Annotated in this window: 21 protein-coding genes; 18 read left to right on the forward strand and 3 right to left on the reverse strand. The window is 62.9% G+C overall.

From position 1 onward, the window contains the following. Positions 1-22 precede the first annotated feature (22 nt). The 9 genes from O148_RS0103670 to O148_RS0103710 all read left to right on the forward strand — a co-directional run bounded on the left by O148_RS0103670 (position 23) and on the right by O148_RS0103710 (position 9,201). The gene (locus tag O148_RS0103670) at positions 23-913 is read left to right on the forward strand and encodes a biotin--[acetyl-CoA-carboxylase] ligase (protein ID WP_026529831.1); all 891 of its coding nucleotides are present in this window, start codon (positions 23-25) and stop codon (positions 911-913) included. Then, positions 910-1,533: a PH domain-containing protein gene (locus O148_RS0103675; RefSeq protein ID WP_026529832.1), complete on the forward strand. Its 624-nt coding sequence runs from the start codon at positions 910-912 to the stop codon at positions 1,531-1,533. Before O148_RS0103670 ends, O148_RS0103675 begins: the two co-directional genes overlap by 4 nt. Beyond that, positions 1,520-2,587 (forward strand): adenylate/guanylate cyclase domain-containing protein, encoded by a 1,068-nt coding sequence (locus O148_RS0103680; RefSeq protein WP_240470786.1) that lies wholly within the window; start codon positions 1,520-1,522, stop codon positions 2,585-2,587. Before O148_RS0103675 ends, O148_RS0103680 begins: the two co-directional genes overlap by 14 nt. A 5-nt stretch (positions 2,588-2,592) precedes the next feature. Next, positions 2,593-3,384, forward strand: coding sequence for a protein phosphatase 2C domain-containing protein (locus O148_RS0103685; protein ID WP_026529834.1), 792 nt, complete (start codon positions 2,593-2,595; stop codon positions 3,382-3,384). A 22-nt stretch (positions 3,385-3,406) separates the two neighbouring features. Further along, positions 3,407-5,581 carry an NAD-dependent DNA ligase LigA gene (gene ligA, locus O148_RS0103690; RefSeq protein WP_035744855.1) on the forward strand — a complete coding sequence of 725 codons (2,175 nt, stop codon included), beginning with the start codon at positions 3,407-3,409 and terminating at the stop codon, positions 5,579-5,581. Then, positions 5,574-6,419 carry an inositol monophosphatase family protein gene (locus O148_RS14650; protein ID WP_051619791.1) on the forward strand — a complete coding sequence of 282 codons (846 nt, stop codon included), beginning with the start codon at positions 5,574-5,576 and terminating at the stop codon, positions 6,417-6,419. Before ligA ends, O148_RS14650 begins: the two co-directional genes overlap by 8 nt. Before the next feature lie 42 nt (positions 6,420-6,461). Beyond that, on the forward strand, positions 6,462-7,520 hold the full coding sequence (locus O148_RS14655) for an AAA family ATPase (protein ID WP_169737496.1): 1,059 nt from the start codon (positions 6,462-6,464) through the stop codon (positions 7,518-7,520). 170 nt (positions 7,521-7,690) lie between these two features. Continuing rightward, a complete protein-coding gene (locus tag O148_RS0103705; protein ID WP_026529836.1) occupies positions 7,691-8,629 on the forward strand; it encodes an NADP-dependent oxidoreductase in 939 nt (312 codons plus the stop codon). A 71-nt stretch (positions 8,630-8,700) separates the two neighbouring features. Further along, entirely contained in the window at positions 8,701-9,201 is a 501-nt protein-coding gene (locus O148_RS0103710; RefSeq protein WP_026529837.1) for a GNAT family N-acetyltransferase, read from the forward strand. On the opposite strand, the gene O148_RS14660 is transcribed toward O148_RS0103710, so the two are convergent. Continuing rightward, on the reverse strand, positions 9,179-10,507 hold the full coding sequence (locus O148_RS14660; protein ID WP_035744730.1) for an alpha-L-fucosidase: 1,329 nt from the start codon (positions 10,505-10,507) through the stop codon (positions 9,179-9,181). The two genes, O148_RS0103710 and O148_RS14660, sit on opposite strands and share 23 nt — an antisense overlap. Positions 10,508-10,814: 307 nt before the next feature. Next, positions 10,815-13,595 (reverse strand): DUF222 domain-containing protein, encoded by a 2,781-nt coding sequence (locus O148_RS16950; RefSeq protein WP_026529838.1) that lies wholly within the window; start codon positions 13,593-13,595, stop codon positions 10,815-10,817. A 495-nt stretch (positions 13,596-14,090) separates the two neighbouring features. Between O148_RS16950 and gatC the strand changes: the two genes are divergently transcribed. From gatC to O148_RS0103745, 5 genes are read left to right on the forward strand one after another with little or no spacing between them, the layout of a single operon-like run. After that, a complete protein-coding gene (gene gatC, locus O148_RS0103725) occupies positions 14,091-14,387 on the forward strand; it encodes an Asp-tRNA(Asn)/Glu-tRNA(Gln) amidotransferase subunit GatC (protein WP_026529839.1) in 297 nt (98 codons plus the stop codon). Continuing rightward, a complete protein-coding gene (gene gatA / locus O148_RS0103730; protein WP_026529840.1) occupies positions 14,388-15,947 on the forward strand; it encodes an Asp-tRNA(Asn)/Glu-tRNA(Gln) amidotransferase subunit GatA in 1,560 nt (519 codons plus the stop codon). A 2-nt stretch (positions 15,948-15,949) separates the two neighbouring features. Then, positions 15,950-17,461, forward strand: a complete 1,512-nt coding sequence (gene gatB, locus O148_RS0103735) for an Asp-tRNA(Asn)/Glu-tRNA(Gln) amidotransferase subunit GatB (RefSeq protein WP_026529841.1) — start codon at positions 15,950-15,952, stop codon at positions 17,459-17,461. Between the two features lie 60 nt (positions 17,462-17,521). After that, positions 17,522-18,484 (forward strand): phosphotransferase, encoded by a 963-nt coding sequence (locus O148_RS14670; RefSeq protein WP_051619793.1) that lies wholly within the window; start codon positions 17,522-17,524, stop codon positions 18,482-18,484. A gap of 1 nt (position 18,485) precedes the next feature. Then, positions 18,486-19,277, forward strand: a complete 792-nt coding sequence (locus O148_RS0103745; protein ID WP_026529842.1) for a hypothetical protein — start codon at positions 18,486-18,488, stop codon at positions 19,275-19,277. A gap of 3 nt (positions 19,278-19,280) precedes the next feature. Here the strand turns inward: O148_RS0103745 and O148_RS0103750 are convergent, their stop codons facing one another. Beyond that, positions 19,281-20,267, reverse strand: coding sequence for a formylglycine-generating enzyme family protein (locus O148_RS0103750; RefSeq protein ID WP_051619794.1), 987 nt, complete (start codon positions 20,265-20,267; stop codon positions 19,281-19,283). 291 nt (positions 20,268-20,558) lie between these two features. Here O148_RS0103750 and O148_RS0103755 point away from each other — a divergent pair, with 291 nt between their 5' ends. From O148_RS0103755 to O148_RS0103770, 4 genes are read left to right on the forward strand one after another with little or no spacing between them, the layout of a single operon-like run. Next, positions 20,559-21,437 carry an ABC transporter permease gene (locus O148_RS0103755; RefSeq protein ID WP_420805745.1) on the forward strand — a complete coding sequence of 293 codons (879 nt, stop codon included), beginning with the start codon at positions 20,559-20,561 and terminating at the stop codon, positions 21,435-21,437. A 2-nt stretch (positions 21,438-21,439) separates the two neighbouring features. Continuing rightward, positions 21,440-22,357, forward strand: a complete 918-nt coding sequence (locus O148_RS0103760; RefSeq protein ID WP_051619795.1) for a carbohydrate ABC transporter permease — start codon at positions 21,440-21,442, stop codon at positions 22,355-22,357. 24 nt (positions 22,358-22,381) lie between these two features. After that, a complete protein-coding gene (locus tag O148_RS0103765) occupies positions 22,382-24,022 on the forward strand; it encodes a type 2 periplasmic-binding domain-containing protein (RefSeq protein WP_026529846.1) in 1,641 nt (546 codons plus the stop codon). A 41-nt stretch (positions 24,023-24,063) separates the two neighbouring features. After that, the gene (locus tag O148_RS0103770; RefSeq protein ID WP_051619796.1) at positions 24,064-25,215 is read left to right on the forward strand and encodes a LacI family DNA-binding transcriptional regulator; all 1,152 of its coding nucleotides are present in this window, start codon (positions 24,064-24,066) and stop codon (positions 25,213-25,215) included. Positions 25,216-25,255: the final 40 nt, after the last annotated feature.

A 25,255-nucleotide genomic window follows, 5' to 3' on the forward strand; every position in this document is an offset into this window, starting at 1 on the left:
CGTGGGTGAAAGAATTGGAGACATGGCACCTATTGCGCGCGCACCACTGGATGAAAACTGGTTGGCGGATAATCTGACCGGCCCCGGCAACAGTTTTAGCAAGCTGGACGTGCGTGACCGGTCCGCATCGACCAACGCGGAGCTCGCCGAGGCGCTGCGTCGCGATTGGGGCGCCTGGCCAGACCTCTCCATCCTGACTACCCAGCATCAAACCGCGGGCAAGGGCAGGCTCGAGCGCGCCTGGGACTCGCCGGCCGAAACCACGATCGCGGTCAGCCTCGTCCTCAAACCGACCAACAAGCACGGCCGCCCGCTCCCCACGCAAAGCTACGGCTGGTTCACCCTCCTTGCCGCACTCGCGCTCGCCGAGACGTTGCAGCAAACCGCCACTGTCTCAGCCAGCATCAAGTGGCCCAACGATGTCCAGGTGGACGGTAAAAAGATCTCCGGGATCTTGGCGCAGCTTGTCGCCGACCCCACCGGCAATCCGCCCGCCGTGGTGCTCGGCACCGGAATCAACGTGAGCCAAACCGAGGAGGAGTTGCCCTTAGATACGTCCACCTCGATCGCGCTTGCCGCCAGCGACCCTGCCAACAGCGACGCCGCCCTGCCGACCCGGGACCAGTTCCTCGCCGATTACCTGAACAACTTTGCGCGGCAGTACCGCGAATTTTGCGCCAATGATGGCAACCCGACCGCAGGCACCCCGTCGGTCCTGGCCAGCGTCAGCTCGATCATGAACACGCTCGGTGCCACAGTCGACGTCACGCTACCCAGCGGCGACATTCTGACCGGACGCGCCACCGCCCTGGACCAGACCGGTGCGTTGATCGTTCTCGATCAGGCGGGCAACCCGCAAGCCATCAGCGCCGGAGACGTGCAACGCGTGAGACCCAGCGGTAACGCAACATGAAACTCCCCTTAGCCCAAGGCGAGCAAACCCTCGTGGTGACCAAGCTCAAAGCCCCCGCCCAGTTGTTCGGCACGGTGGTAACCTTTCTCGCGCTCCTGTTTATCGCCGTCGCACTTCTTGGCTGGTTTTCGGTGGCCCGCACAAAACTGCCGGCCGCGACCCAGCCCTGGCTGCCCTTTGCGCTTATCGCGGTGGAGGCAATCCTGGCGATCATTGCGATTCGCGCGTGCCTGGTGCCGCTGATGCGCTGGAGCGCCACCCGCGTCATTTTGACCAACCAGCGTCTCATTCAGACGCGGCGGCAGTCGGGTCGGAAGTTCCGCGCCGTGCCGCTCGAGGTCATCTCCAGCGCGGAAATGAGGCAAAGTTTATGGCAACGCCTATGGAATTGTGGCAGTCTTGAAATTTGGTTGCATAACGGTCAGAAACTGCGTATTGATGACATTCCGCATGTGCACGTATTTCATCAGATTCTGACGCAATATTTGCATCGAAGCGCGCCGTTTGCGCCCATGATGCCAGCGAACGCCGAGAGGGGACGTCTTGAGTACTGGTCACGATCTTCCCCGCCTGGCAGATCCCGTCACCTCCCCGATGACCCTCTCGATGCCGCGCATTAGCGACGAGGTGATCGACGCGGCAAACCTCGCCGGGGACGAGTGGCAGGAGGCGATCCGTTCGCTCGAGTTGCAGCTACTCGGCGGCGATCGCATCCTCAAGCGCCGCGAGGTTGCGGCCGCCGCGGGCGTCTCGCTGCTCTCCGCGCGCAAGCTCTGGCGCGCCATGGGCTTCCCGAATTTCGACGACGATGACATCGCGTTCACCAAAAACGACCTGCGCGCCCTGACCAACATCATTGACATGGTGCGCGCGGAAAAACTCAACGAAGAGGCAGCCATCTCTATCACCCGCGCGATCGGCCGCATGACCGACCGGATGGTCGTATGGCAGATTGAGGCGCTTGTCGAAGAGTTGATTGCCAACCACGGCTACACGGACGCAGGAGCACGACGGCGCGTGGTCACCCAGTTGCCCGAGCTCATCGAACCGCTCGAAAAGGCCATGGTGTATGGCTGGCGCCGCCAAATGGCGGCGGCGGTGCAGCGGCTTGCGGTGCGCGCCGAGAACGAGGGCGAGAACGACGGCGGTGACGGTCCCCTTCCCTTGTGGCGCGCGGTTGGCTTTTGCGATTTGGTGTCCTATACCTCGATGTCCCGGCAAATGAACGAGCGGACGCTTGCCCAGATGGTGCAGCGTTTTGAGAATGTTGCCTCCGAAATCATTACCGTGGGCGGGGGATGGCTGGTCAAGACGATTGGCGACGAGGTGCTCTTTAACGCGGAGACACCGGAGGCTGGCGCGCAGATTTCGTTGGCGCTCGCGAAGGCGTTTTCCGAGGATGAGGTGTTGCCGGAGGCCAGGGTGTCCCTGGTGTGGGGGAGAATATTGTCACGGTTGGGCGACATTTACGGGCCGACGGTTAATTTGGCCTCGCGCTTGACAGCGATTGCGGAGCCGGGGACCGTGCTGACCGACGCCGCGACTGCCGCGAAGCTGGCACATGATGAAAGGTTTGTCTTGCTACCGCAACGAATTCGTACCATTCGAGGCTTTGGGGAGATTCAGCCCGTGACGCTTGCGCGCGGGAGTGGGGAAGGGCTGGTGATTGACTAGTGGGTTTGTCGCCGAAAGACGCCGTGATCGATGTCGGATACGCCTCCGACCGGGGACAGGTACGCGAGAACAACGAGGACGCGCTCATAGTAGCGCCGCCCCTATTCATGGTCGCCGACGGCATGGGCGGGCATCTGGCCGGGGAAGTTGCTTCCCGGATTGCCGTCGAGTCGATGGCGCAGGATTTGAGTGCGGAAGAGACCGCGCAATTGGGTTTGCAGGAACTAGTGGACCGCGCGGATGTGGCGATCCGGGATGAAACCCTGGGACTTGCCGGGACCACCGTTACCGGCGTGGTGTTGCGCAATCCGGATGACCAGTTGGTCTGGCAAGTTTTTAACGTGGGCGATTCGCGAACGTATCTGTACCGGGGCGAGGAACTAACCCAGGTCACCGAAGACCACAGCCAAGTGCAGGAAATGGTCAAGCGGGGCCAGATCACCCCGGCCGAGGCGCTGGTGCACCCGCGGCGCAACGTTGTCACGCGGGCGGTGGGGACCGGGGGCGATCACGAGGTCGAAGCCTGGGACATTCCCGCCGAAGACGGTGACCGGATTCTGGTGTGCTCCGACGGGCTGACCAATGAAGTGGCAGACAAGGTCATCGCGAAACTTCTCAAGGAGAATTCCGGGGCGCAGGACGCGACCGACGCACTGATTGAGGCGGCCATGAAGTCCGGCGCCCGGGACAACGTATCGGTGATTGTTATTGGTGTGGACGCCTCCGGTGGTGACGGCGAAGCAGCCGACAGCGAAGGCGCCGCCGCGGACAGCGCAACCCAGGATTCCGAGGCGTAGCGTGGTCGATCCCGAGATTGAGATGCGCTCCGAGGACATCGCCTCGGATGAGTTGCGCGCCGAGTACAACGACCTGGTAGAAAAAGTTCGAAAATATCGGCATGCGTACTACCAGGAAGACGCACCGCTGGTCGATGACGCCGAATTCGATCGGCTCTTTTCGCGGCTTGAAGAGATCGAGGCGCTCAACCCGGAACTGGTGTCCAATGACTCGCCAACCCAGGAAGTGGGCGGTGAGGTGTCCGCGGCGTTTGCCCCGGTGGAACACCTGAGCAAGATGTACAGCCTCGAGGATGTGTTCTCGATTGAGGAACTCACCCATTGGCTCTCCCGCACCGACACCAACGTGGAGGCGTTACACCGCCCGAAACCCGAGTGGCTGACCGAGCTCAAAATCGATGGGCTCGCGATCAATCTGCTGTATATCAACGGGAAATTGGTGCGCGCCGCCACCCGCGGCGATGGCACCACCGGCGAAGACGTCACCCACAACGTGCTCACCATTAAGACGATTCCCACCGAATTGCGCGGCAAGAACATCCCGGCCGAAATGGAAATTCGCGGCGAGGTGTTCATCCCCTCCGACGACTTCCGGAAACTCAACGAGTCCATGGTCGAGCAAGGCAAGGCTCCCTTTGCGAATCCGCGGAATGCCGCCGCCGGGTCGCTGCGCCAAAAGGACCCCGCTCTCACCGCCGAGCGCCCGCTGGCCATGTACGTGCACGGGATTGGTGTGCGCGAGGGGCTGGACGCGACCACCCAGTCGGAGACCTATGAGCTCCTGAAATCCTGGGGGCTGCCGACCTCCCCGTACTGGAAGGTGCTGGACTCCACCGAGGCGGTGCTGCACTACATTGCCGAGTTTGGCGACAAACGGCACTCGCTCACCCATGAAATCGACGGGATCGTCGTCAAGGTCAATGACTATGCCACCCAACGCGCACTCGGGTACACCTCACGCGTGCCGCGCTGGGCGGTCGCCTACAAGTACCCGCCGGAAGAGGTCAACACCAAGCTCTTGGACATCCGGGTCAACGTTGGGCGCACCGGCCGCGTCACCCCGTATGGAGTGATGGAACCGGTCAAGGTGGCCGGCTCCACAGTAGAAATGGCCACCTTGCACAATCAAGACGTCATTAAGGCCAAGGGCGTCAAGATTGGCGATATTGTGGTGCTGCGCAAGGCCGGGGACGTCATCCCGGAAATTGTTGGCCCGGTCATGGCGTTGCGCGATAAGCAACAGCCACCGGTCCATGACTTTGTGATGCCCACCCATTGCCCCAGTTGCGGAACCTTGTTGGCACCGGAGAAGGACGACGACGTTGACCTCCGCTGCCCCAACTCGAAGTCTTGTCCCGCTCAGGTCACTGCCCGTGTGGAACACCTGGGCAGTCGCGGCGCATTCGATATTGAAGCGCTCGGCGAGGAAGCGGCCAAGGCGCTGACCCACCCCGATGCACCGGATGTGCCGCCGCTGACAAGTGAAGCTGACATTTTCGACCTCACACCCCAGGCGCTTGCCGACGTCAAAATTACCCGCCCAAAGCGGGTTAAGGGTGAAGTGGTTGGAACTGAACTGGTGCCATATTTCTACACGAAAGCCACCGCGAAGAAACCGAGCGATCCCACCGCAAACACCCGCAAGCTCTTTGAAGAATTAGAGAAGGCCAAGTCGCAGCCGCTTTGGCGAGTGCTTGTTGCCCTGTCGATTCGTCACGTGGGTCCCACCGCGGCGCGTTCGCTGGCCACCGCGTTTCGGTCGCTGCCGGCCATCGAAAATGCGAGCGTCGAAGAACTGGCGTCGGTGGATGGCGTCGGGCCCACGATCGCCGAGGCGCTGACGGCGTGGTTTGCCGAGGACTGGCACCGCGAAATCATTGAAAAGTGGGCTCGTGCGGGGGTCCGGATGGAGGATGAGGTTGACGCCGACCGTCCGCTGACCTTGGAGGGCTTGACCGTGGTGGTCACCGGGAGCCTCGAGGGATTCAGCCGCGACGAAGCGAAGGAAGCCATCTTGACGCGCGGCGGCAAGGCGGCAGGCTCGGTCTCCAAAAACACCGATTACGTGGTGGTGGGGGAGAACGCCGGGTCCAAGGCCGATAAGGCCGAGCAGCTCGGGCTGCCGATCCTGGATGAAGCAGGCTTCCGGGAGTTGTTGGCGAACGGACCCTCGATCAAGGAGCCCGCAAGTGAGTGACTCTGCAAACCCGAGTGTCGACGAGTTACTCGACATTGCCCGCGGCGCGGCGGCGGCCGGAGCCGATGTACTGGCCGGACGTGATCCCAATGCGTTTCACGCCGAAAACAAGAGCTCGGACTCCGACTGGGTGACCGCGTTTGATCGAGATGCCGAGAATGCGGTGCGCAATTACATTCTGGAACGTCGGCCGAATGACGAAATCAGTGGCGAAGAGTACGGTACCTCCACGCCGGAACATCCGACCGGATATCGCTGGTCCATTGACCCGTTGGATGGCACCACGAACTTTATCCGCAATATTGCCTATTATGCGACTTCAGTTGCCGTTGCCGACCCGGCGGACACCTGGCTCGCCGGCGTGGTCCATGCCCCCGCACTCGGTCGCGTCTACAGTGCCGGCAAGGGCCGCGGCGCGTGGCTAGAAGAGCAGTTCGCGGGTCGCGCGCGCACGCGGGGGCTTTCGGGAACCAGCGGTGACGGACGCGGCGCGCTTCTCGGCTTTGGCCTGGGGTATGACGCAGGGCAGCGGGCTCGTTCGGTCCAGATGCTCACCTCGCGGCTCGAGAATTTCGGCGACGTGCGGCGCCTCGGTGCAGCCTCGCTCGATCTGTGCGCGGTCGCCGACGGCGGACTCGATGCTTTCGCAGAGCAGGGTCTCAACGAGCACGACTGGTCGGCGGGCCTGCTGATCGCTGCCGAAGCGGGATGTAGCGTGCGCCGCCCCGGAGATGGGGAACGCGCCACCCATTTCAGCGATGAGCGCCGCCTGAACGAATGGACTGTCGCCGCCCGCTCCAGCCTGTTCGAGTTGCTCTGGCCGCCTGCGGGCACATGATTCGCAGGTTCCATCACCGGTGAGCCAGGCGGTATGGCGGGAGTGTCCACGAGTCGGGGCGGAATCGTTCGAGCGCTCGCCTATGAGGGCGGCATCGAGTCGACGCTCTGGGCGGGCCCCGAGAGCATTTCCCAAGGTATGCGCAGCGGTCTACACGAGGTTCAAGGCACGCGGCGTCGCGGGCCTGTTTCACTCAGGATGGGGTTTGCCGCCGACGAGTTGGGCTACCTCATCGACCTGGGCATGCCGATCCCGGATCCTGGACTCGGTACCGACGGCGGACCGCTCCCACCGAGCCTGTTCAACCAGGACCCCGCCATCAAGCAAGAAATCATCTTCACCGGGACGCATGTGCGCGGCAATAACGTCCTCGTGGAACGCAAGGCGCAGCATATGCGGTTCCGCAATCGAGACCACCGATGGGAATCCGCGCCCCGGACCCTCGCATCTTTTGACAGCATTCTCACGGACCTTGCCGGGCATGAAGCCTCAGAAATTATCGGAATAGGCAGAACGCTCTCCAGTTGGCGCTTCTATGACCACTTTCGCACCGACCCGGAAGCACCCGCGCGAAAACCGCATCTTGCCACGAGAACGCGGATCCTCTCCTCAGACGGTCACGATCTGGGCTCCGCGTTGCAAACCATTCGAGAAACGGCCGCAACTGACCCGCTTGGAAACGCCATCACCTCGGCGTTCCCGGGCAGCCAGCTAGAACTCACCCTTCAGGACGGGCGCATCCAGGTCGCGTTGAAGCAACCGGGAATGCTTCGATCCATTGCCGCCCATGAACTCTCCGACGGCACCTTGCGCTACCTGTTGCTCGTGGCGGCACTCTTGAGCCAAGAACCGCCGGAACTAATGATCCTCAACGAACCCGAGACCAGCCTGCACCAAGACCTCATCCCTGCGCTCGCCGAACTGATTGTGGATGCGAATCAGGAAAGCCAGATTGTGGTTGTCTCGCACTCGCATGCACTCGTTACGGCATTGGAGAAGGCCGGCGCCACCCGCCACGAACTGATCCGGGACCTGGGCGAAACCAAGATTGAGGGGCAGCTCCCGCTCGAAGCCCCGCCGTGGCACTGGCCCAAGCGCTGAGCCGCCGCAGTTTATGTGGCAGTTTCAGCCGCGAAAGTGCCACGGAATCGATTATGTGGCAGCACCGGCGCCACAACTGCCACCGAAAAACCCGCCTCGATGGGAAATAACCCGGAATCGCCCCAGGTTGCCACCAGTGAAAGCAGTTCACACCAACACAGGGAGTACTCATGAGCGACACCTACAAGGCAGTGGAATACACCGAGTTCGGCGGACCGGACGTGCTGACAATCGTCGAAAAAGAGCTGCAGGACCCGGCACCGGGCGAAGTGCAGATTAAGGTCGCGGCCGCAGGTCTCAACCCGGTCGACTACAAAATCTTTCACGGCGGCCCGATCGCTCAGGCATTCGGTGCGCAACTTCCTTCCGGAGTTGGCAATGACCTTGCCGGTGTCGTCGAAAAAGTCGGCGACGGGGTCACAGAATTCACGGTGGGCCAAGAGGTCTTCGCAGGCAAGCGCAACGACGCCATTGCCGAATATGTCAATGTTGCCGAGGGCAGCGTGCTTCCCGTCCCCGAAGGACTGGATTTGACCACCGCCTCCACGCTCTGGATCGCGGCCCGTACCGCCGCGGCCGCCGTCAAGGCCGCCAACCTGAGCGACAAGGACACCGTGTACATCAGTGCCGCGGCCGGCGGGGTCGGTGTCATTGCCAGCCAACTCGCACTGGAAACCGGCGCCAAAGTCATCGGGAGCGCCGGAGAGCGCAACCAGGAGTTCTTGAAGGAACTCGGCGTGATTCCGGTCACCTACGGCGAGGGTGAAGTCGATCGGATCAAGGCGGCCGCGGCTGACACGCCTGCCGGGAAAGTCACCGCCGTCATCGACCTACACGGCCCGCAAACCATCCAGACTGCGCTCGACCTCGATGTGCCGACGGACCGGATCGTGTCCATCGCGACCTACGGCAATGACCTCAAGGGCGCGATAGCGACCGGCGGCGCGGACGCCAGCAACGAGGAACTCGAGGCGCTCGCGAAGAAGGTCGCCGACGGTTCCCTGGTGATCGCAGTTGACTCCACCTTCCCGCTCGAGGACGTCGCACAGGCGTACCAAAAACTCGAGGGCTCTCACGTTCGTGGCAAGATCGCCATTGTGCTCGCCTAAGCACCCCCGCGTTGGCGCGTAAAATCGGTGAGGCGATTAACGCCGTCGAACATCATGAAATGAGGGGAAGCATGGCACTCACCTTTCGCGAGGCCACCGAAGAGGAGTACGACGACGTGCGGCGAGTCACGCTCGACGCGTACCTTGGCGCGGGGTACTTTGGTGCCGATAATCCGTATGTGAGTACGCTCGCGGATGTGGAGGATCGGGCGAAGTCCGCGGTCATTTGGATTGGCGAGTTGGACGGGAAGGTCGTGTCGGCGGCGGCGCTTGTGCAGGCGGGGGATCCGTATGCCGATATTGCGCGCGAGGGTGAGCTGGAGTTTCGGATGCTGGCGGTCGATCCGGCCGCGCAGGGTCAGGGAATTGGGCGTAAGACGGTGGAGTCGATTGAGGACTACGCGCGGACGTTGCCCGGGGTGCACACCGTGTCGCTGACGAGCGCCGAGCAGATGCTGGGCGCGCATCGGCTGTATGCGGCGATGGGTTTCGATCGAGTGCCCGAGCGCGATTGGCTGGTGCCGAATGAGAACATCAAACTGTTGGTGTTCACCAAGTCTGTTGCACGGTAATTGCCGGAGCCTGCTCGAACTCCAAGGCGAAAACGGCGGGATGCTCGGGCGCGAGGCTTCCGCGCGAAACCTGCTCGGGAAGGTGTAGCCAGAGGTCGCCCTTGAGTGTGCGCGGAAACATGTCCGGGGTGCTGTCCGGGTCGTTGAGAAGCGTGATGCGGGCCGGGGTCTCGGTCATGCCCGGGAGGATGACGAAGCCGATCGCGGGTTGCTCGAATACGTGCAGGAAGATGGTGGAGCCGTCGCTGTTGGTGGTGATGCGGCCCCACTCCGGGATGCCTGGCCACGGGCTCGGTTTACTCGCATGGATTGCGGCTGCGCAGGTGGCCATCCAGGCGCCGATCTCTTCCAGTGTTTCGCGCTGCCAATCCGCTACTTCGCCGGTGGGTTTCGGGCCGATATTGAGTAGGTAATTGCCGCCCTTGCGTGAGAGGTCGCTGAGGTTGCGGGTAAAGACGTGTGCCGGTTTGGGCTCGTCATAGCTGATGTACCCCCACGCCTTGCCGATTGTCATGCAGGCCTCGAAAAGGCGATCGCCCGGTTGGTCGGGAATGTGTTGCTCGGGGGTGGAAAAGTCACCGAGTCCGGCGCGGTTGTTGACGAGCAGTTGCGGGTTGATTTCGCGGAGTTGGGCGATGAGGTCCGCTGTGCCCAGGACGTCGGCGCGGTCGCGGCCTTCGGGTTTGAAAACGTCGAAGTCGCCGTCGTCAAACCAGAGAATCTTGGCACGGTACTTTCCGACGAGTTCTTTGAGCTGGCCGATCATGAACTCGCGGTACTTTTCCACTGAGGCGCTCGGGTCCCGCTGGCTGTGATACTGGTAGGTGTTCATCTCTTGCGGCATGGTTTTTTCGTGCCAGTCGGGGAGCGAGTAGTAGACGCCGAAGTCGATGCCGTGGCGCTCGCAGGCGTCGCGGAGTTCGGCGACCGGGTCGCGGCCGAAGGGAGTGGCCTTGGTGATGGTGAAGTCGGTGAAGTCGCTGTCGAACATGCAGAAGCCATCGTGGTGTTTCGCGGTGACAACGAGGTAGCGCTGGCCGGCGGCTTTGGCGAGTAGGACGATCTCTTCGGCGTTGAATCCATCCGGCGTGAACGAGCGTGCAGCGTTGCGGTAATCCGCGGCCGGGATGTCGGCGAAGAGTTGGATCCAACAGTCGAATCCCCAACTCGAAGGCTTATTGTTTCGGCCCTTCCATTCGCCTTCAAATGCCGAGTAGAGGCCCCAATGGATGAACATGCCGAAGCGATCGTCGCGCCACCAATTGGCGTCTGGGGTAGTTGGCTCGGGCAGTGGGATGGTAGGCATGGGTGCTCTCGGGATCGCATCGTTGGCCGGGTAAGGCTAAATCTACGAGATATTGGTCAGATGTTTCAACAGATTCTGGCAATCGGTCGGCTGGTTGTTCGGGGTGGGGCGGTGGATTTCCGCATCGCCGCGGCGCCGTTGACTTGCGCTGGTGGGCCTTGGGTTCTGAGGTTCGACGGCGTGTTCCCGGCTTGTTCGCGCGTGCGTACCTTGGTTCTGGGGTGCTTGAGTAGAGAGTTCGGTTGGCGGCGCGGTTGCTGTGGGGCGCCGGAATCGTGAATTCGTCTGGTTTGGAAGGCTACGCTGTTTAGAAGGGCGCGTCTGAGAAGTCGGTGGTGGCGTATTCCTCGGGGGTCATGCCCCACGGGTCCCGGGACGAGACAGCCTCAGCCCTCGCGTCATTCCCTGAGTTGGTGCCAACGTTCGAGCGGTTGCCCTCACTCGCCTCCGAATGGTGATTAGCGTCCGGGGAACCACCTGTCCCCGAGGTGTAGATGCCGCTCGGTTCGGCGATGTAGGTGTTGCCCAGGGGTGAGGTCCATTGGATCGTGTTGGTTTCAGGGTCTAGGACTTTGGCTTGCCAGCCGTGGTGGGTTTTGAGGTTGTGGTGTTTGCGACACAACAACTGCAGATTCTCCGGGTTGGTTTCGCCGCCGGTGTCCCATTCGGTGATGTGGTCGGCGTCGGTACGGCGGGCGTTGACACCGCACCCGGGGAACTGGCAGGTGTCCGAGCGTAGTTGGAGGAATTCTCGGAGCTGGGTGTCTACCCGGTAGCTTGAGCGGCCCAACGCGAGCGGCCTACCCGTGTTGGGGTCGGTGAATATCCGGTACAGGGTGTGTGCGGTTCCGGCGAGTTCCCGGACCGCGTCGGCGGTGATGGGACCGTACCCGGAGAGCATCCCATCCTGATCATCCAACCCCGCCAGAGTGGTGGCCGGGATCGTCACAAAAATTTTCGCTTCACCGCGCAACCCCGACCGCGAACCCGAGGCAGTTTCCGGTTCCGGGCTACCGTCCGGATGTGAACCAGTGTGCGGAGCGGTTTCCGGTTCGGCACCGCCAGCGGAGCGGGCAGCCTGTGATGCGCCGGCGCCGGTCCCGGTGTCAGTGTGCACCGAGGCGTCACCAGGATTTGCGGGGTGGTCGTGGATGACGCCGTCGGGGTCGACCCAGTAACACTCCTCACGCTCCCAGTCGTTCTCGGGTGCCGAACCATTTCCAGAATCGGGCACACCTGTCCCCTCAGACCTATCGTCGGGCGTAGCTGTCCCCTCACGCCGGGTGTTGGGCGCAGTGGTCCCCCGGGACCCGGTTGCGGTCCTGGGTTTGGGCGTAGTGGTCCCGTCGGCTCTGGCTGTAAACGTGGCACCGGGCTGACTGGTGGTGTTGAACACGTGGTGGATGGACTCGAACGACAACCCCACATCCGGCGCGTCCGCACACGAGCCCGCACCCTCGGGTGCATTCTCGGCCCGCGAACGCGAGGCAGGTTCCTCGGACTGGCCGGAAGGTGCTTCCGGCGTGCTCGTGGCGCTGGCTCCGTCGGTGGACGGTTCCTTGCCCGTGGAATCACCGGTTCCCGCCGCCGGCCCAGAATCGGCTCCGGGCGCACTTGTCCCCTCAGCCCCGGCTGTGTCAGGCACGGCCGTTCCACTGGTGGGCGCACTCGTCCGCTCAGTCCCGCCAGTGGCGCCAGTGCCGTCCGGTCTGGCGGGGTTGGGTGGGGTGTTCGGGTACGACTGGTTGTAGTTATGGGTGATCAGGTCGGTGAACACATCCGCGATCAGTTGTTTCAATGTACGAGTGTCGTGCTCGGTTTTGGCGGTGATCGCGAAATCGGTGAGGGTGTTCATGAACCGGTGCGCCGCCGTCGCCGGCAACAACCCACTGATGGAGCACATGCCGTTCGACTCGTTAGTGATGGACACGTATCGGTGCTTCATCTCCCGCCGCTCCCGCACCGCCAGTGGCTCAGCGTGTAACCGGTTCCGGGTCACCTCCGCGAACTTCGCCACATCATTCGCGGAGCGCACGGGGTATTGGCCGGTCACATCATATTTCACGGGGAAAATAAACTCATGCAGGCGAGCGTCATAACTAGCGGCTTGCTCATCGGTCAGCCCGACACAATGTTTCACCGCGGTTTTCACTAACCGGCTGTTCAACATTCCTGTGATGAATCGTGCTTCGAGTTTCGGGAGCCGGGACAGTGTCGCGGTGTCGAGGAGCATCCCGGTGGTCACGAACTCGCTGCGACCCCACAACAACGCCAACTCACTGCCGAGCCCCCAGAGCGCTTCGTCCATCGCCTTGACGCTGACACCACACCACACCTTGGGGAACTCGACCTCACTGTCGGCCACATCATGACTGCTAAAACCCGGGATAAACGCCGAACCCCGCGCGAACCCAGTACCAGTACTGGATGCCGGACCGGCACTCGTGCTCGACGAGTCAGCGCCGGTGCTCGAGTTAGCAGTGCTAGAGGAGTCGGTGCCCGTGCGGTTGGCGCCGGTGGGGTTGGCCGTAGCCGTTGGGCCCGTAGCCGGACGAGCGTTCGCGTTGGTGGGTGGGGTGACGGTGAACGCATCCTGGTGCTTGCCTCGCCCCGAACCGCGACGTCCTTTGTTCCGTCCGATCTTCTCATCCAGGGGAAGGTCCAGGAGTCGTTCTTGTTCCTCGGCCTCCACGCTCAACGCGACACCCGCGGCCAGGTGCATTGCTGCCTCTACTTGTACCTGAGCACGCTCCAACACGCGCACCGCCTCAAGTGCTTGCCGCTTCAACACCTCCGGGGTAGGCGAAGCTCCCGCAGTGCACGGGTGTCCTTGAGCGCGCGACCGCCCTAGATCCGGGCGCTCTGGCCGCGACCGACCGCCATCCGGAGAAGCATCGGGCGTTTCGGCGCTCTCCGTACCAGCACCGTTGCCAGCACTCTTGCCGGTGCGTTTATTGCCGGCTTCAGTGTGGTCCGGTGTATGGAGCAGGGTCGTAAAGTTTTCTGACGCTTCCGCCAGCGCAGCGGCGAGCTCAAGGACCGCACTGGTGCGGGTCTCAAGTTCGGTATGCGCTAACGGAAAGTTCATACCACCACGCTATAACCCGGCACTGACATTGAGCACCCGAAAAACCCCAAATGTGGATAACTTTGCCAAATTTCTTAAAAGTTTTTCCCTGTGGAGGAGCATCCACCCCAGCGACCGTCGCGTGACACAGGATGATCAAGGCAAGACGCGTGGAACTTGCCCCGGAATCCTGCGATCAAGCCCTGGCTACGCTGGGTCCGAAACTCAATGTCAGAGGGGGGTGCTAGCGTTCAGGTATCGGTTTGATACTGCTCAGAGATTCAAAAAACATGCCGACCGATAGGTAATTATTCTGTGCCTGTTTCCAGGGCGAAATCCGGGAGCAAATATTGCATAAATACCAATAATGAGGTGAGATGTTGAATTGTTTCATCGCCGCCCGAGCGGCCCATGAGCGGCGGCGCAATGACCAGCCACAGTCGGCGGCTAGGGCGCGTTCCCCACTCGCACTAGACTGGTTACCGAAATCAAACCCTGTTGACGTTGGGAGTACCCTTGTCTGCCATTTCCCGAGATGACGTTGCCCACTTGGCATCGCTTTCACGGATTGCCATGAGCGACGCGGAGCTGGACAAGCTCGCCGGCGAACTCGATGTGATCGTGGATTCCATCAAATCCGTAAGCGAGGTCGCTTCGGCAGATGTCCCACCGACCTCGCACCCGCTCCCATTAAAAAACGTGTTCCGCGAGGACGTCCCCGGCACTACACTCACCAACGAGGAAGCGCTCTCCGGCGCCCCCGAGGCGACCGACGGCCAGTTCAAAGTCCCAGCAATTCTTGGGGAGGACTAAATGAATCCCATCCTCACACTTTCGGCGGCGGAACTCGCCCAGAAAATCCACTCCGGCGAACTCACCTCTCTCGAGGTCACACAGGCATTTCTCGACCGCATCGCAGACGTTGACGATCAGGTCCACGCGTTCTTAAATGTCAATGCCGAGGAGGCCTTGGCCGTCGCCGCCGAGGTAGACGCTGACATCGCCGCAGGTCGCGAAGTGCACCCACTCGCCGGCGTGCCCATTGCCATCAAGGACCTCATTGTCACCAAGGGGCAGCCGACCACTGCCGGATCCAAAATTCTTGAAGGCTGGGTCAGCCCCTATGACGCCACCGTCATCGAAAAGATCCGCGCCGCAAAGCTCCCGATTCTTGGCAAAACCAACCTCGACGAGTTCGCCATGGGCTCCTCCACCGAACACTCGGCCTACGGTCCCACCCGCAACCCCTGGAATCTCAACAAGATTCCGGGCGGCTCGGGCGGTGGCTCCGCCGCGGCGGTCGCCGCTTTCGAAGCCCCCTTTGCCCTCGGCACCGATACCGGCGGGTCAATCCGCCAGCCCGGCGCAGTCACCGGAACCGTGGGCGTAAAGCCCACCTATGGCGGCGTTTCCCGCTACGGTGCGATCGCCATGGCATCCTCGCTGGACCAAATCGGCCCCGTCACGCGAACCGTCGAAGATGCGGCGATGCTCCAAGAACTCATTGGCGGACATGACCCCAAAGACTCCACCTCGCTCCCGGACCCTCTCGAAGGTCTGGCCGAGGCTGCGCGCAACAGCGACCTTACCGGCCTGCGCGTCGGCGTCATCACCGAACTTGGCGGCGAAGGCTACCAAGAGGGCGTCAAGAACCGCTTCGACGAATCAATCGAACTCTTGCGCAACGCGGGAGCCGAGATTGTCGAGGTCTCTTGCCCCAGCTTCCAATACGCCCTGGGCGCCTACTACCTGATCATGCCGAGCGAGGCATCCAGCAACCTCGCTAAGTTTGACGGCATCCGTTACGGTCTCCGCGTCCTCCCAGAAAACGGCCCGGTCACGGTGGAAACCGTCATGTCCGCCACCCGCGCCGCCGGATTCGGCGACGAGGTCAAGCGCCGCATCATCCTGGGCACGTACGCCTTGAGCGCCGGATACTATGACGCCTACTACGGCTCGGCCCAAAAGGTGCGCACCCTCATCCAGCGCGATTTCGATAAGGCCTTCGAGCAGGCCGACGTGCTCGTCTCGCCAACCGCCCCCACCACGGCATTCGACCTTGGCGCGAAGCTTGACGACCCGCTAGCCATGTACCTGAACGACATTGCCACCATCCCGGCAAACCTCGCCGGCGTCCCGGGCATCTCGATCCCAAGCGGCCTCGCCGAGGAGGACAGCCTGCCCGTCGGCATTCAGTTCCTGGCACCGGCCAAGGAAGACGCACGCCTATACCGAGTCGCCGCCGGGCTGGAAAAACTCCTAGAAGAGAAATGGGGCGGCCCGATCCTCGCCCAAGCACCAAGGCTCGATGCGGCTGGAAGCCAGGCATCGCCGTCGAACATCACCGCCGGCGCAACCCAGGAAGGAAACTAACCATGAGCACTCAAGAACCCCTTGTTTCCTTCGACGAAGCGATCGAAAAGTACGAGCCGGTTCTCGGTTTTGAGGTCCACGTGGAGCTCAATACCAAAACCAAAATGTTCTCCGACGCGCCCAACCAGTTCGGCGACGCGCCGAACACAAACGTCACCCCGGTGGACCTCGGGCTGCCCGGCGTGCTACCGGTCGTCAACAAGACCGCGGTCGAGTCCTCGATCAAGATCGGCCTCGCGCTGGGTTGCCAGATCGCGCCGGTCAGCCACTTTGCGCGCAAGCACTACTTCTACCCGGATCTGCCGAAGAACTTCCAGACCAGCCAATACGATGAGCCGATCGCCTTTGACGGATCGCTGGACGTGGAACTGGAAGACGGCACCGTTTTCACCGTCGAGATCGAGCGCGCGCACATGGAAGAGGACGCGGGCAAGCTCAATCACGTCGGCGGCGCGACCGGACGCATTCAAGGCGCCGAATATTCGCTCGTGGACTACAACCGCACGGGCGTGCCGCTCGTGGAAATTGTCACGAAGCCGATCACCGGGGCAGGGGAGCGCGCGCCGGAGCTCGCTAAGGCCTACGTCGCCGCAATTCGCGAGATCGTCAAGGCCCTGGACGTATCCGAGGCGCGCATGGAGCAAGGCAACGTGCGTTGCGACGCGAACGTCTCCATGATGCCTAAGGGCTCCACCACCTTCGGCACCCGCTCGGAAACCAAGAACGTCAACTCCTTGCGCGCGGTGGAGAACGCGGTGCGCTTCGAGATGCGCCGCCACGCCGCCGTGCTGGACGCGGGGGAGAAGGTCGTCCAGGAAACCCGCCACTGGCACGAGGACACCAAGTCCACCACCAGCGGGCGGCCGAAATCTGACGCGGATGATTACCGCTACTTCCCCGAGCCGGACCTGGTACCGGTGGTCACCGATGCGGAATGGATCGAGAGCCTGCGCGCCCAACTCCCGGAAATGCCGTGGGTGCGCCGCAACCGGCTCAAGGCCGAATGGGGTTACTCCGACCCCGAATTCCGCGACGTGGTCAACGCCGGAGTCATGGATGAGATCGAAGAGACCATCGCCTCCGGCATGAGCGCGGCCACCGCCCGCAAATGGTGGATGGGCGAGGTGGCTCGCCGCGCCAAGGTCATGGACGTGACCCCGGCCGAGGTCGGCGTCACCCCCGCGCACCTGGCCGAACTCCAAGAGCTCATCGACGCCGGCACCATCAACGACAAGATCGCCCGCCAAGTCCTCGACGGCATGCTCGCTGGCGAAGGCAAAGCCGCGGACATCGTGGAAGCGCGCGGACTCGCCGTTGTCTCCGATGACGGCCCGCTGCTCGAAGCCATCGACGCCGCGCTCGCCGAACAACCCGACGTCGCCGACAAGATTCGCGGCGGCAAGGTGCAGGCGGCCGGCGCGATCGTCGGCGCGGTCATGAAAGCGACCCGCGGCCAGGCCGATGCCGGTCGCGTTCGCGAACTGATCCTGGAGCGCCTCGGCGTCGAGGGCTAGCCCAGTAGCGCACAGTTAGCGCGCGGGCATCGCACGGGAAAGGCCTAGGCAACACGAACCATGGGTGAAATTCCGCCGCCGGACATTGACGAGGACATCGAGCGTGTCCGGCGGCTCCTGGTTGACCAAGCAACCGGGCTCGGCGACCCGCACGCCGAGTTGGAACTGGTCGCCAACGGCTGGGACAACTTCATCTACCGTTGGCGCGCCAGGCCCGCCCGCACCCTGGCGGTCCGGGTTCCGCGCCGCTTGCTCGCGATCGAGCTCACCCTCGCCGAGCAACGCTGGCTCCCCGAATTCGCCACCCACCTCGACGCCGCGATCCCCGTGCCGCTGCTGGCTGGAAGCCCCACCGCCTACTTCCCGCACCCCTGGTCCGTCACACCGTGGTTCGAGGGCGTCGAGGCGATGACCCAGTCCGCGGCCGATAACCGAGGCATCCTCGCCCCGCTGGCAACGTTCCTCACCCAGATGCACCGCCCTGCGCCCCCGGACGCGCCGCTCAACACCGCACGCAACGGGCACATCGGCTCACCCGAGCAACGCGCCGCGGTGGATCGCTGGCTTGCCGACGACGCCTTCCTCCCTGCCAACCTCGCCAACCCCGCCGAGGTTCGCGCCCTTTGGCAGCGACTCATCAACACCCCGACTTACCCGCACGCCCCCAGCTGGATTCACGGCGATCTGCATTCGGGCAACATTCTCGTCAATGGCGGCGAGCTCGTGGCCGTCGTGGACTTTGGCGACCTCACGGCAGGGGACCCGGCCGCGGATCTCGCGATCGCCTATGAGCTTTTCGAAGCCCCGGATCGCGCCGAATTCCGCGCCCGCGTTGACGCGCGCAGTGCGGCGAGCAGCGCCGCGCGTGCCAACCCCCGCACCAGCCCGCTCGACACGCACGCTTGGGACCGCGCCCGCGCCTGGGCGCTCTACTTCGCGCTCATTTCCTTCGCCTACGGCGCCCCCGGCGAGGCCTTTTATGACCGCGGCATTTTCGGCCTCACTCAAGTCTTGGAAGGCTAAGATGCCCTGGAATCACCGCACTCATGCCAGCATCGAGGGCGACTCGCACGTCAACGAAGACACCGCTGGATTCGCTGGCAACATCGCCTGGGTTATCGACGGCGCCACCCCGCTCTGGGGCAGCATCGGCCTGCTCGCCGCCAGCGACCCCGCGTGGTACGCCCGCGAATTCGCTCGCCTGCTCGCCGAAACCGACCTTGAGCGCGTGGCCTGCCAGCTGAAGCACGACGGCGGTGTCCCCGCCTCTTCCGCTGATGGTCGCCTTGCCCGCGAGGTACTTCGAGATGCCCTGGTGCGCATGGACGCGCTGGCAGGCTCGATCGTTGGCGAGGAGCGCGAACTCTTCCCCAGCGCTGCGGTGACGATTGCCCTTAGCGTGCCAGGGGGAATCGAAGTGGCCGCACTTGCGGACTGCCAGGCCGTGATTCTTGGGGGTGCCGGCGCCAGCGACCTCGGCGGTGTAGACCAAACCGTGCAGCACTTTGGCTCCGGCACCTGGGACCGCACGAGCGGCAAGCAAACCTCGCTGAGATCCCGCCCCGCCGAGGAGAGAGAGCGCCTCACCCAGGAACGCCGCGACCGGAATAAGCCGGGCACCGTGTGGGTCGCCCGGCGCGAACCGGAAGCCGCCGACCACGCCCGCGCGGCCTTCTTTCCCGGGGCCACCGGCGTGGTCTTGGCCAGCGACGGTGCCTGGCGCGCGGTCGAGTTGGGGATCGTGGATGGTGCCCGCTTTTGCCACCGCTGCCAGCGCGCAACCCGGCCTTACAAACCTCCTGGCCGAATTGCGTAACGCTCAGTGGGATCGCGGCGAGGCCGCCGATGACACCACGGTACTTGCAGTAGACACCGTCCTGAACCCGACATTCCCGGACGCCGAATCCGGCGAATTGTGGGAGCGAGCCGCCACCCGGTAGCGGTTGCAGTAGGAGTCATGGCAAAGGTAGGAGCCGCCGCGCATGACCCGGCCATTGCCAATGGTGGGGCCCTCCGGGTCACTCACCGTGCCTGCGCGCACACAGGTCGCGTAGTATTTCGGCAAAAACCAATCGGCACACCATTCCCACACGTTCCCCGCGCTTTGAAACACACCAAATCCATTGGGTTCAAAAGTTTCCACCGGCGCCGTCGTCAAGAAGCCATCGGCCAGGGTATTGCTGCGCGGAAAATCGCCCTGCCAAATATTGCACCGGTGTTCCCCTCCTGGCTCTAACTCGTCTCCCCAGGCGTAGCGTGCACCGGAAAGACCGCCGCGCGCCATGTACTCCCACTGCGCCTCGGTGGGAAGCGAGCGCCCGGCCCAGGAGCAGTAGGCAAGCGCGTCGAAATGCGAAACGTGGACCACCGGGTGATCCAGCACATCCAGATAAGAACTGTGCGATCCGGCCGGGTTCCGCCAACTCGCCCCGCGCACGTTCAGCCACCACGGCACTCCTGATACCGGGGCGATGACCTCGGCTGCCTCACCCTTAAAAGCCAAGTGAAAGACCGCCGAAGACCCGTACTTTTCCGAGTCGGTGCGGTACCCGGTGTCTTCCGCAAACGCGGCGAACTGCCGGTTGGTGACGGCGTACGCATCCACCGAAAACGGTGACAGCGTGACCTCATGCACCGGGGTTTCGCCGTCGGCCGCGTACCCCTCGCCAAAGGCATCTCCCATGGCAAAGGAGCCCCCCGGGAGATCGATCGACACATGCTCAATACCCGCTCCATGAGCGGGGATGCCCTCGGGCGCGGCATTGGATTCGGGATCGGAGGGACGCTGCGGGGAGCAACAAGACATGGGAAACCTTTAGGAAAAATGGGTACTTCCACCTTTGATAATACGGAACACTTGCGCTATCACCCGCACTCATGGTTTTATTGTGTGAATCGATTAACAGTGACCCCCGTCACATGCAATCCTGCTGAGGTTCTATTGAGTTCACACACCGAAACGGCACCGCCCGCCGCGGCCGCCCCCAACACGTCGACGCCGACGCCCGGGGCCAAGAAGCCGTCCAGAAAGCAACGCAAGTCCGGCGCTCAGGCCGTGAAACTCCCATTCAAGGTCCGTTGGGCCAAGGACTGGCAAATGGTGCTCATGATGGTGCCGGGCGTCCTCTTCCTACTTTTCTTCTTCTACATCCCGATCCTGGGCAACGTGATCGCCTTCCAGGACTATCAGCCGTTCCTCGGCATCGGCGGCAGCGAATTCGTCGGCCTGCAAAACTTCATTAGCCTGTATGACAACCCGGACTTCTGGAACGCCTTCTGGAACACCCTGAAGCTCGCCGCGGTCCAACTGCTCTTCTTTTTCCCGATCCCGCTGATCCTGGCAATCATCGTCGACTCGCTGGTCTCCAACAAGGTCCGCCGCACCTTCCAATCCATCGCCTATCTGCCGCACTTTTTGTCCTGGGTGCTCGTGATCACCCTGTTCCAGCAAATGCTCGGCGGCGCGGGATTCGTCAATAACACCCTGGAAGCGATGGGCACCGGCCCCATCCCCTTCATGACCAACCCGGACACCTTCCCGCTACTGGTGGTCGCACAGTTGATTTGGAAGGACGCCGGCTGGGCGATGATCATCTTCCTTGCGGCTCTCGCCAGCGTGGACGTCAACCTCTACGAAGCCGCCGCCGCGGACGGCGCGGGCCGCTGGCGCCGGCTCTGGCACATCACGCTTCCGGCGCTGCGCACCGTCATCATCTTGCTTTTGATCCTGCGCATTGGCGACATCTTGAGCGTCGGTTTTGAGCAACTCATTTTGCAACGCGACAACGTGGGCGCCGGTGCCGCCGAAGTGTTGGACACCTTCACCTATTACGCCGGCGTGTTGGGCGGCGATTGGAGCGCCGGTGCCGCCGCAGGCCTGGCTAAGGGCGTCGTCGGAGCGCTGCTCATTTGGGGCGCAAACACCCTGGCCCACCGCTTCGGCGAACCCGGTATCTTCCAAAGGAAGGCGAGCTAACCATGTCATCCACCGTTCTCAAGTCCGGGCTGCTGCGCCGATCCCAGCGCCCCATCTGGCGGGAGAAAGCCTCCCCGCTCTACCAGTTCATCAAGTTCCTGGTGCTCGGCGGGTTCGCGATATCCATCATCGTCCCGATCCTGTTGGTGGTCTCCACCTCGCTGGCGGACCAGGAACAGCTCAACGCCGCAGGCGGTTACGTGCTGTGGCCCGAGCGCCCCACTTTCCAGGCCTATGAGACGATCTTCTCCGGCAACCTGATGTTCCGGGCGATCTGGGTCAGTGTGGTCGTCACGGTCGGCGGCACGCTCATCGCGCTCTTCACCACCGTCACCATGGCCTACGCAACGAGCCGCCCGGTGCTCTTTGGCCGCCCGGTCCTCCTGGCCGTACTCTTCACACTGCTCTTTGCCCCGGGCCTCATCCCGATGTACCTGATGGTGCGGGAGCTCGGCCTGCTGGACAGCCTGTGGTCGCTGATCCTGCCCGGCGCGCTCAGCGCCTTCAACTTCGTTGTCATGCGCGCCTTTTTCATGAATATCCCCAAGGAACTCATTGAATCCGCGCGAATCGATGGGGCGAATGATTTCACTATTTTGTGGCGCATAGTCTTGCCGCTGTCCAAGGCGGTCATCGCCGTCGTAGGTCTTTTCTATGCGGTGGGATTCTGGAACGCCTTCTTCAACGCGCTCCTGTACATCAATGACACCGCGAAGTGGCCGATCCAGGTGATGCTGCGTACCTACGTTCTGCAGGGCACCTCGCTGACCGCGGACCAGCTCGGTATCGCGCAAGCGGCGCCCTCCCAAGCCATTCAGATGGCCGTGGTGGTGGTGGCGCTGGTGCCGATCGCGCTGGTCTACCCCTTCCTGCAACGTCACTTCAACAAGGGCGTCATCACCGGCGCCGTCAAGGGCTAAGCCCTGCACACCCAAGGAGAAACAATGTCCACATCAACCAGCTTCAGCCGCAGATCGTTCCTGGGATTCACCGGGCTTTCGGTAGCAAGCGTCGCGACCCTCACCGCCTGCGGCGGCGGGTCAAGCAACAATGGGGGAGCGGCCGCCAGCGCCGACGTGAAGCTCCCCACCTACAAGGAATTCACCGGGGTCACCCCGGACCTGCCGGGCAACGCCGAGGGCCTGGTGCCGGGGTTCTTGAAGTTCCCCTCCGAACTGGTCGCCTCCACCACCGAGAAACCGGCAAAGGGGCCGATCAGCGGGCTGTCCGAAACCTTCACCACCCCGCCGCCAGCCATGAATGACAACCCGTTCTGGCAGCGCCTCAACGAGGCGCTGGGCGGCGAGTTCAACCTGACCATCGGCACCGACCCCGGCTACCCGGAAAAGTTCGCCACCATCCTGGCCAGCAATGACCTGCCAGACATGATGTGGCTGCCGCCAAACCAGGGCATCCCGAACGTCGGTCCCATGCTGGAGGCCAAATTCCAGGACCTCACCGAGTACTTGAGCGGCGATGCCGTGCTGGAGTACCCGAATCTGGCCGCGCTCAAGCCCGCGTCCTGGAAGACCGCTGTGGTCAACGGCAAGATTTGGGGCGCGCCGATCCCCAGCACGCCCTTTGGCCAGGTCATGATCGGCAATCCGAAGTATTGGGAACCCCTCGGCGGCTTCCAATGCAAAAACGCGCAGGAGTTCTATGACAAGTGCGTCGAGTTCGGCAAGCGCCCCAACTCCTATGCCCTGCAGCCCGCATACATCAACATCCTGCACATGGCGACCGAGTGGTACGGCGCGCCAAACGGCTGGAGGGTCAATGAGGACCGCACCCTGACCAGTATTTATGAGACCGACGCGTACAAGCAGGGCCTGGACCTGTGCGCCCGGCTGTTCGCGGCCGGATGCTTCCACCCAGACACCAACATGTCTGAGGCCAACACCGGGCCCTATGCCGCAAACGGTACGCTCGGTGCCGAGGTGGTCGCCGGCCCTACCGGCGCGGCCAAGTACCGTCTGCAATTCCCGGACCTCTTCATGGACACGATGATCCCCTTTGGCGCCGAGTCCGGCATCACCCCGTCCTATGACATGGGTTACGGCACCGTCGGCTTCACGCCCTTCAAGAAGGCGGACGAGTCCAAGATTCGCGAACTGCTCGCGGTGATCAATTGGCTTTCCTCGCCCTTTGGCACCAAGGAATGGTTGCAAAAGGGTTATGGCACCGAAGGCAAGGACTTCGAATTCGATTCCTCCGGCGCGCCGCAGCTGACCGAGTCCGGCCGCACCAACGCGCCCGGGCTGACCGGCGCGCTGGGAATCATGGCATCGCCCGAATCGGTACTCTTCAGCGCGATCCCCCAAGACACGCAGTCGATTTACGACACCTCGAAAGAGTTGCTCAAGAACGCCAAGCGCAACCCGACCAACGGTTTGTACTCGGACACCAACTCCAAGGTGGGCCCGAAGATCCGCCAAAACCTCTACGACAAAGTCACCGACATCATCACCGGCCGCGCCCCGGTCAGCGACATCGACGCGGCCGTCAAGCGCTACTTCAACGATGGCGGCGAGAAGATCCGGCAGGAGTTCCAGGAGGCACTGCCCTCGGACACCCCAGTAGGCTAATCGCAAGAGAATCCGCACTACACGGGGCGCAGAGAATAGCGATGAAAAAGCACGACGGCGATGACACTCACCCGGGTGCCGGGGAACCAACCCCGGCGCCCGTGGTGACTGCGCCACACAATGGGGAAGGCCGCAACGGGACAACCCGTAACGGGGCAAGCGCGAACGGGGCAACGGCGAAGCCGGTGTCTATCCCCGGCTCCAAGTCCGGGCGGCCCACCATGAAAATGGTGGCGGAGGCCGCGGGGGTGTCCACGGCCACGGTGTCCTATGTGTTTTCCGGGCGTCCGGGCAGCAGCAAGAAGGATTATGGCGTCGCCGAAGAAACACGCAAGCGCGTCACCGAGGCGGCCGAGGCGTTGGGCTACCAAACCAACCTGGCGGCCAGGGCGGTGCGCACGGGGCGTAGCGACCTGATCCTGTTGCGCCTGATCATGCTTGCCGACCCGTGGGCGCTGGAAATCGCGCAAAGCGCCTATCAGCGCTTTGCCGATGAGGAGAAAACGGTGCTGGTGCTCCCGGACGGCGATTGGCGAATCCCGCTGGAACAGCACCAGATCGATGTCGCCTTCATCGACGGTCTGAGAGATCGTGAAGCAGAGGCCCCGGTGTTGACCGATTTGGGTGCGAAGGGCAGACGCATCATCGTGTTTGACGAAAGGGTGGAACCGGACGGCTTTGACGTGGTGCGCTCCGACGCGATACCGGGGGCGCGCCTGCTCCTGGATTACCTGCTGGAAAAGTATCCGACCGTCGCCGCACTGGACGGTAGCAATAATCCCGAGGGGGGCCGTCTGCGCGTGTACTTGGATGCCGTGCGCAAGCGCGGGCAAGAGCCGGTGTGGGTGGGCGTCTCGCCGCGAGATGAGGCGGCTGCCTTCCGGGGAGCGATCGAGCTGTTGACGCGCCCGGATCGGCCGCGTGCGATCTATGCCACCGCGGACTACCTGGCCATTGCCGTGATTCACGCCGCACATTACTTGGGGCTGTCGGTGCCCGGGGATGTCGCGGTGGCCGGGCTCGGCAACACCACCGCCGGGGAGGAGCTCACCCCGTCGCTCACTTCGGCTGGACCCGAACGCTTCGTCGAGAAGGTGATTGATCGATTCCACGAACTAGCCACCGACGCCGATGCGCAGCCGGGAAAACTGTTGGACTTCCCCTGGCGGGTCTTTGAACGCGATTCGGCTTAAATACGCCGGCCAGGGCAGCCAGGCCCGTACCCGGCGTCAC

The organism is Haematomicrobium sanguinis DSM 21259 (assembly GCF_000688395.1).
GTDB lineage: Bacteria > Actinomycetota > Actinomycetes > Actinomycetales > Micrococcaceae > Haematomicrobium > Haematomicrobium sanguinis.

Excerpts from the sequence above, each read along its gene's own strand:
- O148_RS14670 (WP_051619793.1), top strand. The coding sequence starts at position 17,522 with ATGGGTGAAATTCCGCCGCCGGACATTGACGAGGACATCGAGCGTGTC.
- O148_RS0103765 (WP_026529846.1), top strand. The coding sequence starts at position 22,382 with ATGTCCACATCAACCAGCTTCAGCCGCAGATCGTTCCTGGGATTCACC.
- O148_RS0103680 (WP_240470786.1), top strand. The coding sequence starts at position 1,520 with ATGCCGCGCATTAGCGACGAGGTGATCGACGCGGCAAACCTCGCCGGG.
- O148_RS14660 (WP_035744730.1), bottom strand. The coding sequence starts at position 10,507 with ATGCCTACCATCCCACTGCCCGAGCCAACTACCCCAGACGCCAATTGG.
- O148_RS0103760 (WP_051619795.1), top strand. The coding sequence starts at position 21,440 with ATGTCATCCACCGTTCTCAAGTCCGGGCTGCTGCGCCGATCCCAGCGC.
- O148_RS0103675 (WP_026529832.1), top strand. The coding sequence starts at position 910 with ATGAAACTCCCCTTAGCCCAAGGCGAGCAAACCCTCGTGGTGACCAAG.
- O148_RS0103745 (WP_026529842.1), top strand. The coding sequence starts at position 18,486 with ATGCCCTGGAATCACCGCACTCATGCCAGCATCGAGGGCGACTCGCAC.
- O148_RS0103750 (WP_051619794.1), bottom strand. The coding sequence starts at position 20,267 with ATGTCTTGTTGCTCCCCGCAGCGTCCCTCCGATCCCGAATCCAATGCC.
- O148_RS0103755 (WP_420805745.1), top strand. The coding sequence starts at position 20,559 with ATGGTGCTCATGATGGTGCCGGGCGTCCTCTTCCTACTTTTCTTCTTC.
- O148_RS0103710 (WP_026529837.1), top strand. The coding sequence starts at position 8,701 with ATGGCACTCACCTTTCGCGAGGCCACCGAAGAGGAGTACGACGACGTG.
- O148_RS16950 (WP_026529838.1), bottom strand. The coding sequence starts at position 13,595 with ATGAACTTTCCGTTAGCGCATACCGAACTTGAGACCCGCACCAGTGCG.
- gatA (WP_026529840.1), top strand. The coding sequence starts at position 14,388 with ATGAATCCCATCCTCACACTTTCGGCGGCGGAACTCGCCCAGAAAATC.
- ligA (WP_035744855.1), top strand. The coding sequence starts at position 3,407 with ATGCGCTCCGAGGACATCGCCTCGGATGAGTTGCGCGCCGAGTACAAC.
- gatB (WP_026529841.1), top strand. The coding sequence starts at position 15,950 with ATGAGCACTCAAGAACCCCTTGTTTCCTTCGACGAAGCGATCGAAAAG.
- O148_RS0103770 (WP_051619796.1), top strand. The coding sequence starts at position 24,064 with ATGAAAAAGCACGACGGCGATGACACTCACCCGGGTGCCGGGGAACCA.
- O148_RS0103705 (WP_026529836.1), top strand. The coding sequence starts at position 7,691 with ATGAGCGACACCTACAAGGCAGTGGAATACACCGAGTTCGGCGGACCG.
- O148_RS0103670 (WP_026529831.1), top strand. The coding sequence starts at position 23 with ATGGCACCTATTGCGCGCGCACCACTGGATGAAAACTGGTTGGCGGAT.